Here is a 16025-nt window from a genome sequence, read left to right as displayed (position 1 = left end):
TATGATCAGTCGAGACAAAGCCCCAACGGCTCAAGAAACTTTTATGCAGATGGCGCAAGCAGCTGGGCTTAGAGGTAGGCTGCTTGTCACTGTTGGTATTTTAATTTTGGTTCGTCTGGGTATCTTTTTGCCAGTCCCAGGGATTAATCGACAGAGGTTTGCCGAAGCAATTTCGGGCAATAACTCCATATTTGGTCTATTGGATATATTTTCCGGGCGGGGACTTTCGACTTTGGGAGTTTTCGCCTTGGGGATTTTGCCCTTCATTAATGCATCCATTATTATTCAATTGCTCACTGCGGCAATTCCTTCTTTAGAAAATTTACAGAAAAATGAAGGAGAAGCTGGTCGGCGGAAAATTGCACAAATTACACGCTATGTATCTTTAGGTTGGGCAATTATTCAAAGTGTGGCTTTTTCGACATTATTCCTCCAGCAATTTGCTTTAAACCCAGGGCCAATCTTCGTAGCTGAAACTGCGATCGCTCTGACTGCTGGTTCCATGTTTGTCATGTGGGCATCAGAACTGATCACAGAACGTGGTATTGGCAATGGCGCATCATTGTTGATTTTTGTCAACATTGTCGCTTCATTACCAAAGTCCTTAGGTGACACCATTGACTTAGTACAAGTTGGCGGCAGGGAAATAGTTGGTCGCGTGATTGTGCTAGTGTTGGTATTCCTGGCAACTATTGTTGGTATTGTGTTTGTTCAGGAAGGCATCCGCCGCATTCCAATCATTTCAGCCCGTCGCCAAGTTGGTCGGCGCGTATTGGCAGAGCAACGCAGTTATTTACCCCTACGGTTAATTGCTGGTGGCGTTATGCCAATTATCTTTGCAGCTGCCATCCTGAGTTTGCCACTTCTGATCGCTAATTTTACCAAAAACCCAGAATTGGCGAATATTGTTAACACTTATCTAAGTCCAAGCGGTTCTGGCTCTTGGATATATGCCTTGGTCTACATGATTTCTATCATTTTCTTTAGCTACTTCTATTCTTCGTTGATACTCAATCCAGTAGATGTAGCACAAAACCTGAAGAAGATGGGTTCTAGTATTCCTGGCATTCGTCCGGGTAAGGCAACTAGTGAGTATATCGAGCGTGTGACAAACCGACTCACTTTTTTAGGCGCGATCTTTTTGGGCTTGGTTGCTATTATCCCAACTGGTGTGGAAAGTGCTTTAGGAGTGCCAACCTTTAAGGGACTGGGTGCAACCTCTTTATTAATTTTGGTTGGTGTGGCAATTGAGACAGCTAAACAAGTCCAAACTTACGTCATCTCTCAGCGCTATGAAGGAATGGTGAAACAATAGTGACGCGATTAATCTTCTTGGGGCCACCTGGGGCTGGTAAAGGAACTCAAGCTCAAACTTTGGCTGGAAAGTTGAATATTCCCCATATTTCTACGGGCGATATTTTAAGGAAAGCCATGAAAGAGCAAACTTCTTTAGGGATTAAGGCTCAAAGTTATGTTGATAGCGGCGAATTAGTCCCTGACCAGCTAGTACAGGAAATGGTGCAGGAGCGGCTAGAAGAGCCAGATATTAAATCCGGTTGGATTCTTGATGGCTTTCCCCGCAAAGTGACTCAAGCAGTTTTTTTGCAGGAGTTACTGAAAAAAACGCATCAGGATGGTGAAAGGGTAGTTAACTTGGATGCATCAGATGAAGTAGTGGTAACACGTTTACTAGGCAGAGGACGAAAAGATGATACTGAAGAGGTAATTCGTCGCCGCTTAGAAGTTTATCGCGCTGAAACTGCACCCTTGATTGACTATTACCGCGATCGCCAAAAACTCCTTACGGTCAATGGTAATCAGTCCCAAGAAGAGGTCACTACCGAACTTCAAAAGCTAATAGCCTCATGAAATAGTAGGGGGGAGAGGAGCCAGTGCGTTGCACAGAGAAGTTGGAGTTGAGGCTTCCTCCGCTCCAAACTTCTCCCAAGGGGAGACGCCAAGGGCGAACGGAGGGTTCCCTCCGTTGTAACAAGTGGCGTGGGGACAGAGGAAGACAATAATAAAGTATGTAGTTACCTCCTGCTTTCTTCCAGTCTCAGCAGGGAGTAGGTCGATTTTAGCTAAGATATATTAATAAACTGTTGATATATTTCTCAAAGTATGTTCTCTTGCAGATGAAGCTGGTGCAACAGAATAGGAGATTGTTGAGTTGAGGAAAAAACAAATTGTCTAAGCAAGATTTAATTGAAATGGAAGGCACGGTTACTGAGTCCTTGCCCAATGCGATGTTTCGCGTTGACTTGGATAATGGCTTTAACGTGTTAGCACACATTTCCGGCAAGATTCGCCGCAATTACATTAAAATTTTACCTGGCGATCGCGTCAAAGTTGAGTTAACTCCCTATGACCTAACAAAGGGTAGAATCACCTATCGATTACGAAAGAAGTAAATCTATGTAGAGAATCTTACCATAAAACCACCTTTTTGGTGTTTTCTAGTTGCTTAACTGAAATTAATTCCCTAAAAATGCTATAATTCACTATTTGGAGTCAATTAAAAAAGGCATGAAAGTCAGAGCCTCAGTCAAGAAAATTTGTGAAAAGTGTAACGTGATCAAACGTCGTGGTCGCGTCATGGTGATTTGTGTCAATCCTAAGCACAAGCAACGTCAAGGATAGTGCTCTTACCACCATCAAATTTAGGTACGACACACATATCATCATTAAAACGAAAAGACGCGATTAATCACGTTTTTCCAACAGTAATTGCGAGAACAATAGGGAGAGATTAATTGTGGCACGTATTGCCGGAGTAGACCTTCCACGCGATAAGCGCATCGAGATTGGTCTGACTTACATCTACGGAATTGGTTTATCACGGTCGCAAGAAATCTTAGCGGCTACAGGTGTAAACCCAGACATCCGTGTTAAAGAGTTAAGTGATGCCGATGTCGCAGCCCTGCGAGGAGAAGTAGAAAGCAACTATCAAGTTGAAGGGGACTTACGGCGCTTGGAGTCTATGAACATCAAGCGCTTAGTTGATATTGGCACCTACAGAGGGCGTCGTCATCGCATGGGCTTGCCAGTAAGAGGACAAAGAACTCGCACTAATGCTAGAACCCGTCGTGGAAGAAGGCAGACAGTGGCTGGGAAGAAGAAGGCACCAGGGAAATAATTTTGCAACGCTTGCTAATGAGAGCAAGTTTTACCTGAAATTAACTAAACAAATATGGCGAGACAACCAACTAAAAAATCCGGGAGCAAAAAGCAAAAACGGAACGTCCCCAACGGGATGGCCTATATCCAGTCTACTTTCAACAATAGCATTGTCACCATTACCGATCAAAATGGAGATGTCATCTCTTGGGCTAGTGCTGGTTCTAGCGGTTTCAAGGGAGCAAAAAAGGGAACTCCCTTTGCAGCACAAACCGCCGCTGAAAGCGCAGCACGTCGAGCTATCGATCAAGGGATGCGCCAAATTGAGGTGATGGTCAGTGGGCCAGGAGCAGGTAGAGAGACTGCTATCCGGGCACTCCAAGGAGCAGGACTGGAAATTACACTAATTCGGGATATTACCCCGATTCCTCACAATGGTTGCCGTCCGCCTAAGCGTCGTCGAGTTTAATCGTTAAAAATTAGACATTAAAGGCGAAAAGTTTCAGCAAAGGTAAGTCACCTATAGTCAATGGTTGTGCTAATAGAAGTGCAAACTGCCATTGAGTGAGAGCTTGTAACTGTCGGACGGCTAGGGCGACTAAAGAGATATTAGTTCTTTCAGTAAGAAGGGCTACTAAACTTTGGACAACCCAAAATATTATCAACACCTGGGGATTAAATAGAAGCGTCAAACTCTATTGTCATTGGATGTTGTGAGTTTGATAAATCTAAACCTACAGGGCATAAAGTGAATTCGGGAGGCAATTGATTTGCCTGCTAGCAGCACCTTAAAAGAAGGGAGGCTAATCCGTGGCGCAGTTTCAAATTGAATGTGTAGAGTCTAGTACAGAAGAAAGTCGGAGCCATTACAGTAAGTTTATTCTGGAACCTCTGGAGCGTGGTCAAGGAACAACTGTTGGCAACGCGCTGCGGCGGGTTTTACTATCTAATTTAGAGGGTACAGCAGTCACAGCAGTGCGGATTGCAGGCGTTTCCCATGAGTTTGCCACAGTTCCGGGCGTACGGGAAGATGTGCTGGAAATCCTCATGAAAATGAAGGAAGTAATCCTTAAGAGCTATTCTTCTCAGCCTCAGATTGGTCGGTTGCTCGTTAACGGCCCAGCAACAGTTACTGCGGCACATTTTGATTTGCCCAGTGAAGTAGAAGTCATTGATCCGACCCAGTACATAGCCACCTTAGCTGAAGGAGGCAAGCTGGAAATGGAGTTTCGGATTGAGAAAGGCAAAGGGTATCGCACTGTAGAGCGAGGACGTGAAGAAGCCACATCACTGGACTTCCTCCAAATCGACTCAGTGTTTATGCCTGTGCGAAAAGTCAACTATAGTGTCGAAGAAGCCCGTTTAGATGGCTCGATCACAAAAGATCGACTGCTGTTAGAAGTTTGGACAAATGGTAGTCTCTCTCCCCAAGAAGCACTATCCTCTGCAGCTGGCATTTTGGTAGATTTATTCAATCCGTTGAAAGATATCTCCCTAGAACCAACAGACACAGGTTCAGACATTCCAGACGATCCAACCGCTCAGATTCCCATCGAAGAGTTGCAGCTTTCTGTGCGGGCTTATAACTGTCTCAAACGGGCACAAGTTAATTCTGTAGCAGACTTGTTGGATTACACCCAAGAAGATCTTCTAGAAATTAAGAACTTTGGTCAGAAGTCAGCGGAAGAAGTAGTTGAAGCTTTACAGCGACGCTTGGGCATTACCTTGCCGCAGGAAAGAGGCTCTAAACACCCCTAATTAAAAACCGTTCGTAATTCATAGTGGATAATTATGCGTCACCGTTGTCGCGTCAAGAAACTAAGTAAACCAACCGATCAACGTCGTGCTTTATTGCGATCGCTTGCTACCGAGCTGATCCGTCATGGTCGGATCACTACTACTTTAGTTCGAGCTAAAGTTCTGCGAAGTGAAGTAGACAAAATGATTACCCTAGCTAAAAACGGCTCTTTGTCAGCACGCCGGGAAGCGCTGGGCTATATCTTTGATAAACAACTAGTTCACGCTTTGTTTGAGCAAGCTCCGACTCGGTATGGTACTCGCCAAGGAGGTTATACCCGCATCCTGCATACCGTACCGCGTCGAGGCGATAATGCCCAGATGGCAATTATTGAACTGGTCTAATCATAGTTTTGGATTTTAGTCATTATTCATTGGTCAATGGTCAAGAATCTACGACTAATGACAAATGACTAATGACAAAAGACGAAATCTGTATGTTAGAAAGTCTCCAGCCTCCACCAACTCACCGAGTAGCCCTGGTAATCCAATACCTGGGCACTCACTTTCATGGCTGGCAACGGCAAAAGCAGCAGCGCACTGTCCAGGAAGAGATTGAAGCAGCGATCGCTAAAATTCTTGGATACCATGTGGCACTACACGGTGCTGGGCGAACCGATGCCGGAGTTCACGCCGCTGCTCAAGTAGCCCATTTTGACGCAACAGGTTTAATCCCATCTCACAAGTGGGCAACAATCCTTAATAGCTATCTGCCTCAAGATATATTAATAAGGGCTTCAGCAAGTGTAAGTAACCGTTGGCACGCTCGTTTTAATGCAGCCTATCGACGGTATCGCTACACCATATACACTGAAGATCGACCGAACTTGTTCGTAGACCCCTTCAGTTGGCATTATTATTATGCTCCTCTGGATGAATCCTTAATCCAAGACGCTCTGAAACCATTAATGGGAAAACATCATTTGGCTGCTTTTCACCGCGCAGGATCAAAGCGATCGCATTCCTGGGTAGAAGTGCAAGCAGCAGAATGTTGTCGCAGTGGGCCGTTTATCCATATTGAAATACAGGCAGATGGATTTTTGTATGGCATGGTGCGGCTATTGGTAGGGATGCTGGCACAAGTAGGTTCTGGCAAGCGATCGCTTATGAGCTTCACCGAACTCTGGAAAGAACAACGCCGGGAAGAAGTGAAACATGCTGCACCTCCCCAAGGCTTATGCTTATTACGCGTCGGCTATCCAGATTTTCCCTTTCCAAAAGAGATTTGGTACGAAACCATGCCAAAGTTGGTCATTAGTCATTAAGTGAAGACAAATGACTAATGACAAATAACAAACAGAGAAGTCTGATCGCCGTAACTCGACCATCAAAACTTCAAAGACAAATGACAAAGGACAAACAACAATGAGTAAAACCTACCTTCCTCCTCAAGAATCCCTTGAGCATGAATGGTACGTAGTAGACGCTACTGACCAACGCCTCGGTCGCCTCGCCACTGAAATCGCCCAGATTCTCAGAGGAAAAAAGAAACCTGAATATACTCCTCACCTAGACACAGGTGACTTCGTGATTGTCGTCAATGCTGAAAAAGTAGCAGTTACCGGCAAAAAGCGTACCCAAAAGATTTATCGTCGCCATTCTGGTCGTCCCGGTGGTATGAAGACGGAAACCTTTGCCAAATTGCAACAGCGCCTACCAGAAAGGATATTAGAACATGCTGTTAAAGGTATGCTACCCAAAAATAGCCTGGGTAGGCAGCTATTCACCAAGTTGAAAGTTTATGCTGGGCCCACTCATCCCCATGAAGCCCAAAAACCTAAAGAACTAAAAGTTAATACAATTCCTGGAGCAGAAAATTAATGGTAGTAGCAGACGCTAATAGCGGTCGTGCCGTGTATTGGGGTACAGGTCGTCGCAAGTGCTCAGTTGCACGGGTACGCTTGATTCCCGGTAACGGTCAACTGACTGTGAATGGTAAAGATGGAACCTTATATTTCCAATTCAATGCCAATTACCTTGGAGTCATCAAAGCACCTCTAGAAACTCTGGGACTGGAAAACGAATATGACATTTTAGTTAAAGCTGAAGGCGGCGGTTTGACCGGACAGGCTGACTCCATTCGCTTGGGAGTTGCCCGTGCTTTATGTCAACTAGACCCAGAAAACCGCTCACCTTTGAAAACTGAAGGCTACTTAACTCGTGATCCCCGGGCAAAAGAGCGGAAAAAATATGGTTTGCACAAAGCCCGCAAAGCACCTCAGTACTCCAAGCGATAAGCGATTGGGGATCAGAATTGGGTATTGGGGATTGGAAAAAAGTTTGCAGAGTTTCAATCTTTGTTCCTAGCACCCAGTCACTAATACCTAGTCCCTAGTCCTGATTGAAGGCTAAAAGTTATAATTTATATAGATTCACCACAAAACAGACAATGGCTAAATCCGATATTCATCCTAAGTGGTATCCAGAAGCTAAAGTTTACTGCAACGGTCAAGTTGTTATGACCATTGGCTCTACCAAGCCAGAATTGCACGTAGATGTTTGGTCTGGAAATCACCCCTTTTACACTGGCACTCAGAAGATTATTGATACTGAGGGTCGAGTAGAGCGCTTCCTCCGCAAATATGGTATGAGCAGCACTCAAACATCTGGCGACGATCAAAACAAAAAGTAGCGGGTTGGCTCTGCTGTTAACGACGACCCTGCATCGGCTGGGTCGATTGTCATTTAATGCTCGAGCCAACTTGTTATTTTAAGGAGCGATCGCACTTGTCATGGCTGAAACATACCTGCTGGAGAAACTCAAATCCGTTGAACAAACCTTTAACGAATTAACCCGTCGCCTTGGCGACCCTGATACTGCTAAAAATCCTGATGAGTATCAACAGATAGCTAAGTCTCGTTCTTCTTTGGAAGAAGTAGTAAATACCTACGAAATTTGGAAAACTGCCCAGGAAGACTTGATAGGAGCGCGTCAGGTTTATAAAGAAGCTGCTAGCGACCCAGAGTTACAAGAACTGGCAGCGTTGGAAGTAGATGAACTTGAGCAAAAACTGGAATATCTAGAGACTCACTTGAAGGTATTGCTGTTACCCCGTGACCCCAACGATGAGAAGAATATCATGTTGGAAATTCGCGCTGGCACTGGTGGAGATGAAGCCAGTATTTGGGCTGGCGATTTGATGCGGATGTACACTCGTTATGCTCAGACTCAAGGTTGGAAAGTTTCCTTGGTGAGCGAGTCTCTAGGTGAAATGGGCGGTTGGAAAGAGGTCATACTTGAAATTAAAGGTGACAACGTATACAGCCAACTAAAGTTTGAAGCTGGAGTACATCGCGTGCAGCGCGTGCCAACAACTGAAGCTGGAGGACGGGTTCACACTTCTACTGCCACAGTGGCGATTATGCCAGAGGTAGATGATGTGGAAATCCACATTGATGCCAAGGACATTGAAATGACCACAGCTCGTTCTGGCGGCGCTGGTGGACAAAACGTCAATAAGGTAGAAACAGCCGTTGACTTGATGCACAAACCGACAGGAATACGCATTTTCTGTACTGAAGAACGCAGCCAGTTGCAGAACAAAGAACGGGCGATGCAAATTCTACGGGCGAAATTGTACGAAATCAAGTTAAGCGAACAACAAGAAGCTGTAACTTCCATGCGGCGATCGCAAGTTGGTACAGGCTCGCGATCCGAAAAAATCCGCACATACAATTATAAAGATAACCGCGTTACTGACCACCGTTTAGGTCAAAATTATTCTCTTAACCCTGTCTTGGAAGGCGACTTAGAAACGGTTATCCAATCTTGTATATCTCAAGATCAGCAGGAGCGTTTAGCAGAGTTAGCTACTTCCGGTGGTGCCAACTAATTATCGCTATTAAACAACGTGGAAAACCGCTAGTCGTTCTGTTGTATTTAACACACACAAGTGGTTTTTTAATTCAGCGTTAATTATATATTCTATTTCACTGGGATAATTGTAGTAAGCGAATTCGTACTGCATGAGGTAATTTAACTTCGTCCATTGTTTGAGGTTTTGGCAACAATAAATTAACTTTTCTACTTCTATTTGCCAACGCGCAAAAATCCGGTAGCTGAAAAAACTGCTGCACACGTTGTATTTACCATCCCAGTAGGAAATACATACCTGATGCTTCAGGTGGTAAATTTTTTTAATTTGCTTGACATCATAACCTTTAGCTTTCAGGGCTTGTTTGGCTTCTGCTTTAGAAATGTTCCACTGCTCCGGTTTAATTTTATTAGCGGCTATGAGATTTCGACCTTTGCGGCGGTACTGATTAATTTTATGTAGCTTGCGAAACATGATGCACCATCGATGATTATTTGTTCGCAGTAATATCTAGCTACTAGCTCAGCTCCGTAGCAAACTAATAGGCTAAAGATGGCTGCGATCGCCTACTTATAAGTTTATTACTATAGTTGTCATATTAAAACTTAGGATATTTAGTGTAGTACTAAAACATCATGCTGTCAATATAAAAGTAAACTTGTAGTATTGAAAGTGAACTTGTAAATACGTTGGCTAGCTAAACAAGCAGTGAATATCGAAAGCAGACAAAAACTGATTGAAATCATTAAACTGGCTCGTGGTTCAATGAGTCAGCGATCGTTTGGTAAGCTTTTAGGAGTTTCTGCTACTGCTGTTCAGATGTGGGAAAAAGGTGTAAAGGTTCCAGATACAGAAAATTTGGCTCAAATCGCATCGAGAGCAGGCTACACGATGGAAGAGTTACTTAGTTGCTTAGATGGCAAACCAATTCCAGAAACCTCAGACTTGAGTTTGATTCTAAGACAAATTCAGCACATGCCTCTAAGCCAAGTGGCTCAAATCGTTCAAGCAGCAGCAGATAGGTTAGCCGCTGTTGCTGAAGCGTCTGGGGAGGAAGCGAAGGCTAGTTGAATATTAAAATAATTCAATTCGTAATTTGTAATTAAGGTTTTTAAGGGCGATTTAGCGCAAAATCGGATCAAACTAGCTCGTCGTCTCTTTAAAGTCTCGAATCGAAGAAGCCTTGTTAGATGGCTTGGAAGCGGGAGTTGATTTGGCGTTACGAGAAACTAACTTACCATTACGAATTTTTCCAGAACATTGCCCCTATTTATTTGATGAGGCGATAGCAGACAATTTTCTGTGCGATACTCGTCAAGACTGGGAAGGATAATTACTACAATTTTTCTGGATTATAAGTTTTTAGTTTAATACATAATCGACTATTGAGCCTTGTCAGTTCGCCATACATAACCGCTCAAAGCTGCTGCTGGAATTAGTTATGCTCATAAAAATTGATCAGAATATTTGGATCGCCGAGCAACCGTTAAAGTATTTTGGATTGAGTGTCGGTACAAAAATGACGGTAATTAGTTTAAATAATGGTGAATTAGCTGTTATTTCTCCGATCCAAGTTGATGACGAAACTACTGAGCAACTCAATGAGCTTGGAAATGTTAAGTATATTGTTGCCCCAAATCTTTTTCACTATCTGTTCTTATCTAACTTTAAGGCTCTCTATCCTCAAGCAAAGGTCTATGCTGTATCGGGATTGAAGGCAAAAAGACCTGAGATATCTATTGATCAAGAATTAGAGGATAATGGCGAAAATTTTTTAGGGGAACTTGAATGTTTATTATTTGAAGGGTTTAAAACTTTTCTTCCAAGTGGAGCATTACCTTTAAATGAGTATATTTTTTTTCATGCTGAAAGTCAAACTTTGATTTTGACAGACACAGCTTTTTACTTCGATGAAAGTTTCCCAATGACAACAAAATTAGTATCCAAAATAATGGGAGGGTACAAGAAACTTAGACCATCATTGTTAGAACAGTTGGCTACTCAAGAAAAAGAGAAGGTTAAACAATCAGTTCAAAAGGTACTGCGATGGGACTTTAGAAGAGTTATTGTGGCTCATGGCAGCATTGTAGAGCATAATGCGAAGAAGCAGTTTAAAGAAGGGTACGAGTGGTTTTTAGGAGAATCTCTTTAAAACCAACCACCACCGCAGCTTTGAGCGTCCCAAGCATGGAACCAGAGCGATCGCAGTTTTACTTCAAGATAGACAAAAAGAGCTTGACTTGAGTAACCAATAGTTCACTAAATTCTCTGATACCTTCAAAAGATCCCCCACTAAACTGAATAATATTGATGCTAGTTTGCTAAGTTAATTTTTGTTAATATTAGAGGCGGTGTTAGTAGTTCGTCCTCAACCACCCACTCCCTACCTGAGAGAAACTTAATGCTGCGATTAGAACATATAAGTAAAATTTATCCCACAGGCGAAGTTCTCAAAGATATCAACTGGGAAGTTAAGCCAGGCGATCGCATCGGCTTAGTCGGTGTCAACGGTGCTGGAAAATCTACTCAGCTAAAAATTATCTCTGGGGAAATGGAACCCACCTCAGGCGAAATAATTCGTCCTAATAGCTTACACATAGCCTACCTCAACCAAGAGTTTGAAGTAGACCCCACCCGCACCGTTAGAGAAGAATTTTGGACTGTCTTCAAAGAAGCCAACGAAGTACAGTTATCTCTAGCGCACGTACCACAAGAGATGGAAACCGCTAACCCAGACGAACTGGATCGACTGATCGATAAGTTGGATCGTTTGCAGCGTAAATTTGAAGCCTTAGATGGCTACAACTTAGATGCACGCATCGGAAAAATCTTACCAGAGATGGGGTTTGGGCTAGAAGATGGCGATCGCCTCGTCAGTGCCTTCAGTGGTGGTTGGCAAATGCGGATGAGTTTGGGTAAAATCCTCCTGCAAAAACCTGATTTATTGCTGCTGGATGAGCCTACTAACCACCTAGATTTAGAAACCATTGAGTGGTTAGAAAATTACCTCAAAGGGCTGATTACTCCAATGGTAATAGTCTCCCATGACCGGGAGTTTCTAGACCGCCTCTGCACGCAAATTGTGGAAACTGAACGTGGTGTTTCTGCCACCTACCTTGGCAATTACTCGGCGTATTTACAACAAAAAGCTGAAAATCAATCAGCACAACTTAGCGCCTACGAACGCCAGCAAAAAGAATTAGAAAAACAACAAACTTTTGTTGACAGATTCCGCGCCAGTGCTACCCGCAGTACCCAAGCCAAAAGCCGGGAAAAGCAACTGGAAAAAATTGAGCGCATCGAAGCACCCATAGCTGGGGTAAGAACTTTACACTTCCGCTTTCCCCCTGCACCCCGCAGTGGACGCGAAGTAGTAGAAATTAAAGACTTAACTCATGTCTATGGTGATAAGATTTTGTTTTTGGGTGCTAATCTCCTAATTGAAAGAGGCGATCGCATTGCTTTTCTTGGCCCCAATGGTGCAGGAAAATCTACACTTTTGCGCGTAATCATGGGTATGGAAAAACCCACAGAAGGTATCGTTAAATTAGGCGATCACAACGTTATTCCCGGTTATTTTGAGCAAAATCAAGCTGAAGCGTTGGATTTAAAGAGAACTGTTATGGAAACTATCCATGATGAAGTTCCCGATTGGGATAATCAAGAAGTCCGCACACTTTTGGGACGCTTCTTATTCACTGGTGATACTGTATTTAAGGCAGTTGGGGCATTGAGTGGAGGAGAAAAAGCTCGTCTAGCATTGGCAAAAATGCTCTTACGTCCTGCGAACTTACTAATTTTAGATGAGCCGACAAATCACTTGGATATTCCAGCTAAAGAAATGCTGGAAGAAGCTCTACAGAACTATGATGGTACGGCAATTGTAGTTTCCCATGACCGCTATTTTATCTCTCAGGTAGCTAACAAAATCGTAGAAGTTCGTGATGGCGAATTCCGTGTCTACTTGGGAGATTATCATTACTATCTCCAGAAAATTGCCGAAGAAAAAGAACAAGCAAAGTTAGCGGCGATGGATGCTGAAAAAGCAGCTAAGAAAGCTGCTAAAGCGGCGAAATCGGGCACAAAACGGAAATAAGTAACTAGGAAATGAGTAAGTAGTGGCGCTGAAGAGCTACTACTTAGTAATTACTGAATTATTTGCGATCGCAAATAATATAAAAAAATTACTAAATTTTAAAAAATATCTAAAAGAACTGCAAGCCTTTCATAAAACAAGTTAATAAGCAGAAATTCACTTGCGGCAGGGATTAGCAATGGTATCATTCGGGTATTACAAAAAGTAAAGGGCAATTTTACTATGACCAAAGCACCTGTTGCTCCTGTGGTGCTAGTCATTTTAGACGGATGGGGCTACTGCGAAAAGACGCGAGGAAACGCTATTATCGCGGCTAAAACTCCGATCGTGGAAAGCTTATGGGCAGCTTACCCACATACCCTCATCTGCACATCAGGAAAAGCCGTAGGGTTGCCAGAAGGACAAATGGGCAACTCGGAAGTTGGTCATTTGAACATTGGCGCTGGGCGAGTAGTACCGCAAGAATTGGTACGCATCTCAGATGCGGTCGAAGACGGTTCTATTGCCTCAAACCCAGCTATTCTCAAAATTTGTCAGGAAGTTCGCTCTCGAAATAGCAAGCTACATTTAGTAGGACTTTGTTCTGAAGGTGGAGTACATTCGCACATCACCCATCTATTCGGACTACTAGATTTAGCCAAAAATCAGCGAATTTCAGAAGTATGTATCCACGCCATTACTGATGGTCGTGACACCGCCCCAAAAGATGCTGTAAAAGCGATAACGCTCCTGCAAAACTATATAGACTGCACGAAAATTGGGCGCATAGTTACCCTCAGCGGTCGCTACTACGCGATGGATCGCGATCACCGCTGGGATCGGGTAAAACGTGCCTATGACGTGATGATACAAGATGGTGTAGGTGATGGCCGAAAGGCTTTGGAAGTCTTGCAAGCATCTTACGCCGAAGGAGTAAATGATGAGTTTGTCCTCCCAGTCAGAATTGCTCCCGGTGCAATAGAACCAGGAGACGGGGTGATATTTTTCAACTTCCGTCCCGATCGCGCCAGACAACTGACTCAAGCTTTGGTCAGCCCCAACTTTAACGGCTTTGAAAGACAGCAAATCACGCCGCTGTCGTTTGTGACTTTTACTCAGTACGATTCCGACTTACCTGTGGCTGTGGCCTTTGAACCTCAAAATCTGAGTAATATTCTGGGGGAAGTCATAGCCAATCACGATCTCAAGCAGTTACGCACCGCCGAAACCGAAAAATACGCCCATGTCACCTATTTCTTCAATGGTGGCCTAGAGGAACCTTTTGTTGGAGAAGACCGGGAACTGGTAAGCAGTCCGATGGTAGCGACTTACGACAAAGCCCCAGCAATGTCAGCAGCAGCAGTTACAGATGTAGCGATCGCCGCAATTCAAAAAGGTATCTACTCCTTAGTTGTGATTAACTATGCCAACCCAGACATGGTAGGGCATACTGGTCAGATCGAAGCTACAATTACCGCAATTGAAACAGTAGATCGCTGTTTGGGTCGCCTTATCGAGAGCATTGGCAAAGTCGGCGGTACAGCAATTATTACTGCTGACCACGGCAACGCAGAGTATATGCTAGATGATAAGGGTAATCCTTGGACAGCTCACACCACCAACCCAGTTCCCTTAATCCTGGTGGAGGGCGAGAAAGTCAAAATCCCTGGACATGCTACAAATGTAGAACTACGAAGCGATGGTAAGCTATCCGACATTGCTCCCACGATTCTGGAGATTTTACAACTACCTCAGCCACCAGAAATGACAGGGCGATCGCTGCTTTCAGCAGCAGAATATGACTTGCAACGTACTCGCACTCCCGTGCAAGCCGGGCTGTAAAATAGTGTTAAACAGTTAGGAGTTAAAAGTCATAAATCAAGACTTTTCTAACTCCTGACTGCTGACTGTTTTACAAACGCGATTCATCGCGTCTCTAAGCTAATGTGCGTCTAAGTTGCACATTCACTGGCTAAAACCGTTATTAATCATTTGTCATACGTCCTTTGTAAATACTTTCGACTAATGACTAATGACGTACGACAGCCCTCATGAATGATTGTGCAATTCAAATGTGTTTTAGCTTACTGCTAACTTCTGCGTTTTTAAACTTTTTATAAATGAGATTGCTACCATGACAGTTACTAATATCGTGCAAGGCATTTGGGCATTTTCCGCCACAGGTTTAATTATCTTGGTGTTGCTACATAGCCCCAAAGGTGATGGTATTGGAGCTATTGGCGGACAAGCCCAACTATTTAGCAGCACTAAGAGCGCAGAAAATACATTGAACCGAGTTACTTGGGCACTAACAGTTATTTTCCTTGGTTTAACAGTCGTTTTGAGTGCCGGTTGGCTACCTAAATAAGAAAAGGGAAATAGGAAAATGGGAAACAAAACTCAATCCCCAATACCTAACACCCTCAAAAACTTAATTAAGCAGCGCTTACTAGCAGCTCTTGCCTTAGCTATTGGCACAGGGCTGCTACTCGTTTTAATTAACCTCCAACTGACTAACGCCTTAACAAAATCATCTTTTTTAGATGATGGCGATCTTATAATTTCTCTCTCCATCTCCCCATCTCCCCCTCTCTCACCACCAAAACCTCATCGCCTACCGCCCACACTAGCGCAGTGGCAAGATAAGACTAACAGCGGTGACTACTTTTCTAAAGTCATAAAAACCCAAGTAGGTTATTTAGTTTGGTCGCAATTTCCTATTAGAGTTTACGTAGAATCACCAAAAATAGTTAGTGAAAAACAGGCTCAAGCATGGGTTAACAATGTCTTGCAGGCTGTGCAAGAGTGGAGTTCTTATTTGCCTTTGACAGTAGTTGAACAACCACAACTTGCTGATATTAAGATTTTACGAAAAGCACCACCTCTTCAGATTTCCCGTGGCAACAATTTTCCCCGTGCGCGTTCTGCACAAACTACTTACGAGTTATACACTAGCAACAAAGTTTTATCGCATCGCTTCACTATATTGTTGAGTCCTAGCCAGACTGGTAATTATCTCACTGCTGCTATCCGCCACGAATTTGGCCATGCACTGGGAATTTGGGGCCATAGTCCGCTACAAACTGATGCTTTATATTTTTCCCAAGTTCGTAACCCGCCACCTATTTCTCCCAGAGATATAAATACTCTGAAGCGAGTTTATGAACAGCCAACAAGTTTGGGATGGTCTTTACAAAGTCCTGAGTCTTGACTTCTAATCT

Annotated in this window: 21 protein-coding genes and 1 pseudogene; 20 read left to right on the top strand and 2 right to left on the bottom strand. The window is 43.6% G+C overall.

The window, feature by feature from the left end; all coding sequences use genetic code 11:
- Position 1: 1 nt before the first annotated feature.
- The 6 genes from secY (at position 2) to rpsK (ending at position 3586) form a co-directional block, all read left to right on the top strand.
- Positions 2-1315, top strand: a complete 1314-nt coding sequence (gene secY / locus IQ246_RS04930) for a preprotein translocase subunit SecY (protein ID WP_194000669.1) — start codon at positions 2-4, stop codon at positions 1313-1315.
- Complete coding sequence (locus IQ246_RS04925) at positions 1315-1869, top strand: adenylate kinase (protein WP_194000667.1); 555 nt, start codon at positions 1315-1317, stop codon at positions 1867-1869. Before secY ends, IQ246_RS04925 begins: the two co-directional genes overlap by 1 nt.
- A 317-nt stretch (positions 1870-2186) precedes the next feature.
- Positions 2187-2411 (top strand): translation initiation factor IF-1, encoded by a 225-nt coding sequence (gene infA, locus IQ246_RS04920; protein ID WP_006276978.1) that lies wholly within the window; start codon positions 2187-2189, stop codon positions 2409-2411.
- Between the two features lie 115 nt (positions 2412-2526).
- Complete coding sequence (gene rpmJ, locus IQ246_RS04915) at positions 2527-2640, top strand: 50S ribosomal protein L36 (RefSeq protein WP_015129703.1); 114 nt, start codon at positions 2527-2529, stop codon at positions 2638-2640.
- A gap of 115 nt (positions 2641-2755) precedes the next feature.
- Entirely contained in the window at positions 2756-3136 is a 381-nt protein-coding gene (rpsM, locus tag IQ246_RS04910) for a 30S ribosomal protein S13 (RefSeq protein WP_194000665.1), read from the top strand.
- Positions 3137-3190: 54 nt separating this feature from the next.
- Positions 3191-3586, top strand: a complete 396-nt coding sequence (gene rpsK, locus IQ246_RS04905) for a 30S ribosomal protein S11 (protein WP_010998331.1) — start codon at positions 3191-3193, stop codon at positions 3584-3586.
- Positions 3587-3596: 10 nt separating this feature from the next.
- Here rpsK and IQ246_RS04900 read toward each other — a convergent pair whose 3' ends face one another.
- Positions 3597-3809 (bottom strand): hypothetical protein, encoded by a 213-nt coding sequence (locus tag IQ246_RS04900; protein ID WP_194000663.1) that lies wholly within the window; start codon positions 3807-3809, stop codon positions 3597-3599.
- A gap of 118 nt (positions 3810-3927) precedes the next feature.
- On the opposite strand from IQ246_RS04900, the gene IQ246_RS04895 reads away from it, so the two are divergent.
- The 7 genes from IQ246_RS04895 to prfA all read left to right on the top strand — a co-directional run bounded on the left by IQ246_RS04895 (position 3928) and on the right by prfA (position 8747).
- Positions 3928-4875: a DNA-directed RNA polymerase subunit alpha gene (locus IQ246_RS04895; protein WP_193198910.1), complete on the top strand. Its 948-nt coding sequence runs from the start codon at positions 3928-3930 to the stop codon at positions 4873-4875.
- 33 nt (positions 4876-4908) lie between these two features.
- The gene (gene rplQ, locus IQ246_RS04890) at positions 4909-5259 is read left to right on the top strand and encodes a 50S ribosomal protein L17 (RefSeq protein WP_194000661.1); all 351 of its coding nucleotides are present in this window, start codon (positions 4909-4911) and stop codon (positions 5257-5259) included.
- Between the two features lie 92 nt (positions 5260-5351).
- Positions 5352-6179: a tRNA pseudouridine(38-40) synthase TruA gene (gene truA / locus IQ246_RS04885; protein WP_194000703.1), complete on the top strand. Its 828-nt coding sequence runs from the start codon at positions 5352-5354 to the stop codon at positions 6177-6179.
- A 100-nt stretch (positions 6180-6279) separates the two neighbouring features.
- A complete protein-coding gene (rplM, locus tag IQ246_RS04880) occupies positions 6280-6735 on the top strand; it encodes a 50S ribosomal protein L13 (RefSeq protein WP_194000659.1) in 456 nt (151 codons plus the stop codon).
- Complete coding sequence (gene rpsI / locus IQ246_RS04875; protein ID WP_194000657.1) at positions 6735-7151, top strand: 30S ribosomal protein S9; 417 nt, start codon at positions 6735-6737, stop codon at positions 7149-7151. The genes rplM and rpsI overlap by 1 nt, the downstream gene beginning before the upstream one ends.
- A gap of 152 nt (positions 7152-7303) precedes the next feature.
- Complete coding sequence (gene rpmE / locus IQ246_RS04870) at positions 7304-7546, top strand: 50S ribosomal protein L31 (RefSeq protein WP_194000655.1); 243 nt, start codon at positions 7304-7306, stop codon at positions 7544-7546.
- Positions 7547-7646: 100 nt separating this feature from the next.
- Positions 7647-8747 (top strand): peptide chain release factor 1, encoded by a 1101-nt coding sequence (gene prfA, locus IQ246_RS04865; RefSeq protein WP_194000653.1) that lies wholly within the window; start codon positions 7647-7649, stop codon positions 8745-8747.
- Positions 8748-8756: 9 nt separating this feature from the next.
- On the opposite strand, the gene IQ246_RS04860 is transcribed toward prfA, so the two are convergent.
- Positions 8757-9203: a hypothetical protein gene (locus IQ246_RS04860; protein ID WP_194000651.1), complete on the bottom strand. Its 447-nt coding sequence runs from the start codon at positions 9201-9203 to the stop codon at positions 8757-8759.
- 234 nt (positions 9204-9437) lie between these two features.
- On the opposite strand from IQ246_RS04860, the gene IQ246_RS04855 reads away from it, so the two are divergent.
- The 7 genes and pseudogenes from IQ246_RS04855 to IQ246_RS04825 all read left to right on the top strand — a co-directional run bounded on the left by IQ246_RS04855 (position 9438) and on the right by IQ246_RS04825 (position 16015).
- A complete protein-coding gene (locus IQ246_RS04855) occupies positions 9438-9800 on the top strand; it encodes a helix-turn-helix transcriptional regulator (protein ID WP_194000649.1) in 363 nt (120 codons plus the stop codon).
- A 97-nt stretch (positions 9801-9897) separates the two neighbouring features.
- Positions 9898-10062, top strand: a pseudogene (locus IQ246_RS04850) (DUF29 domain-containing protein); the annotation flags it as partial.
- 108 nt (positions 10063-10170) lie between these two features.
- Complete coding sequence (locus tag IQ246_RS04845; RefSeq protein WP_194000646.1) at positions 10171-10881, top strand: DUF4336 domain-containing protein; 711 nt, start codon at positions 10171-10173, stop codon at positions 10879-10881.
- A 249-nt stretch (positions 10882-11130) separates the two neighbouring features.
- Positions 11131-12825 (top strand): ABC-F family ATP-binding cassette domain-containing protein, encoded by a 1695-nt coding sequence (locus tag IQ246_RS04840; protein ID WP_194000644.1) that lies wholly within the window; start codon positions 11131-11133, stop codon positions 12823-12825.
- 222 nt (positions 12826-13047) lie between these two features.
- Positions 13048-14646, top strand: a complete 1599-nt coding sequence (gene gpmI / locus IQ246_RS04835; protein WP_194000642.1) for a 2,3-bisphosphoglycerate-independent phosphoglycerate mutase — start codon at positions 13048-13050, stop codon at positions 14644-14646.
- 292 nt (positions 14647-14938) lie between these two features.
- The gene (gene secG, locus IQ246_RS04830) at positions 14939-15172 is read left to right on the top strand and encodes a preprotein translocase subunit SecG (protein ID WP_073641976.1); all 234 of its coding nucleotides are present in this window, start codon (positions 14939-14941) and stop codon (positions 15170-15172) included.
- An 18-nt stretch (positions 15173-15190) separates the two neighbouring features.
- On the top strand, positions 15191-16015 hold the full coding sequence (locus tag IQ246_RS04825) for a peptidase (RefSeq protein WP_194000640.1): 825 nt from the start codon (positions 15191-15193) through the stop codon (positions 16013-16015).
- The last annotated feature ends 10 nt before the right edge of the window (positions 16016-16025 follow it).

It is taken from the genome of aff. Roholtiella sp. LEGE 12411 (genome assembly GCF_015206995.1).
GTDB lineage: Bacteria > Cyanobacteriota > Cyanobacteriia > Cyanobacteriales > Nostocaceae > Komarekiella.
This window is presented reverse-complemented; position numbering and strand designations above follow the sequence as displayed.

What these genes read in the sequence shown, in the direction of transcription:
- secY (WP_194000669.1), top strand. Translation starts at nt 2, where the DNA reads ATGATCAGTCGAGACAAAGCCCCAACGGCTCAAGAAACTTTTATGCAG.
- rpmJ (WP_015129703.1), top strand. Translation starts at nt 2,527, where the DNA reads ATGAAAGTCAGAGCCTCAGTCAAGAAAATTTGTGAAAAGTGTAACGTG.
- rpsK (WP_010998331.1), top strand. Translation starts at nt 3,191, where the DNA reads ATGGCGAGACAACCAACTAAAAAATCCGGGAGCAAAAAGCAAAAACGG.
- rplQ (WP_194000661.1), top strand. Translation starts at nt 4,909, where the DNA reads ATGCGTCACCGTTGTCGCGTCAAGAAACTAAGTAAACCAACCGATCAA.
- truA (WP_194000703.1), top strand. Translation starts at nt 5,352, where the DNA reads ATGTTAGAAAGTCTCCAGCCTCCACCAACTCACCGAGTAGCCCTGGTA.
- rplM (WP_194000659.1), top strand. Translation starts at nt 6,280, where the DNA reads ATGAGTAAAACCTACCTTCCTCCTCAAGAATCCCTTGAGCATGAATGG.
- rpsI (WP_194000657.1), top strand. Translation starts at nt 6,735, where the DNA reads ATGGTAGTAGCAGACGCTAATAGCGGTCGTGCCGTGTATTGGGGTACA.
- rpmE (WP_194000655.1), top strand. Translation starts at nt 7,304, where the DNA reads ATGGCTAAATCCGATATTCATCCTAAGTGGTATCCAGAAGCTAAAGTT.
- prfA (WP_194000653.1), top strand. Translation starts at nt 7,647, where the DNA reads ATGGCTGAAACATACCTGCTGGAGAAACTCAAATCCGTTGAACAAACC.
- IQ246_RS04860 (WP_194000651.1), bottom strand. Translation starts at nt 9,203, where the DNA reads ATGTTTCGCAAGCTACATAAAATTAATCAGTACCGCCGCAAAGGTCGA.
- IQ246_RS04845 (WP_194000646.1), top strand. Translation starts at nt 10,171, where the DNA reads ATGCTCATAAAAATTGATCAGAATATTTGGATCGCCGAGCAACCGTTA.
- IQ246_RS04840 (WP_194000644.1), top strand. Translation starts at nt 11,131, where the DNA reads ATGCTGCGATTAGAACATATAAGTAAAATTTATCCCACAGGCGAAGTT.
- gpmI (WP_194000642.1), top strand. Translation starts at nt 13,048, where the DNA reads ATGACCAAAGCACCTGTTGCTCCTGTGGTGCTAGTCATTTTAGACGGA.
- secG (WP_073641976.1), top strand. Translation starts at nt 14,939, where the DNA reads ATGACAGTTACTAATATCGTGCAAGGCATTTGGGCATTTTCCGCCACA.
- IQ246_RS04825 (WP_194000640.1), top strand. Translation starts at nt 15,191, where the DNA reads ATGGGAAACAAAACTCAATCCCCAATACCTAACACCCTCAAAAACTTA.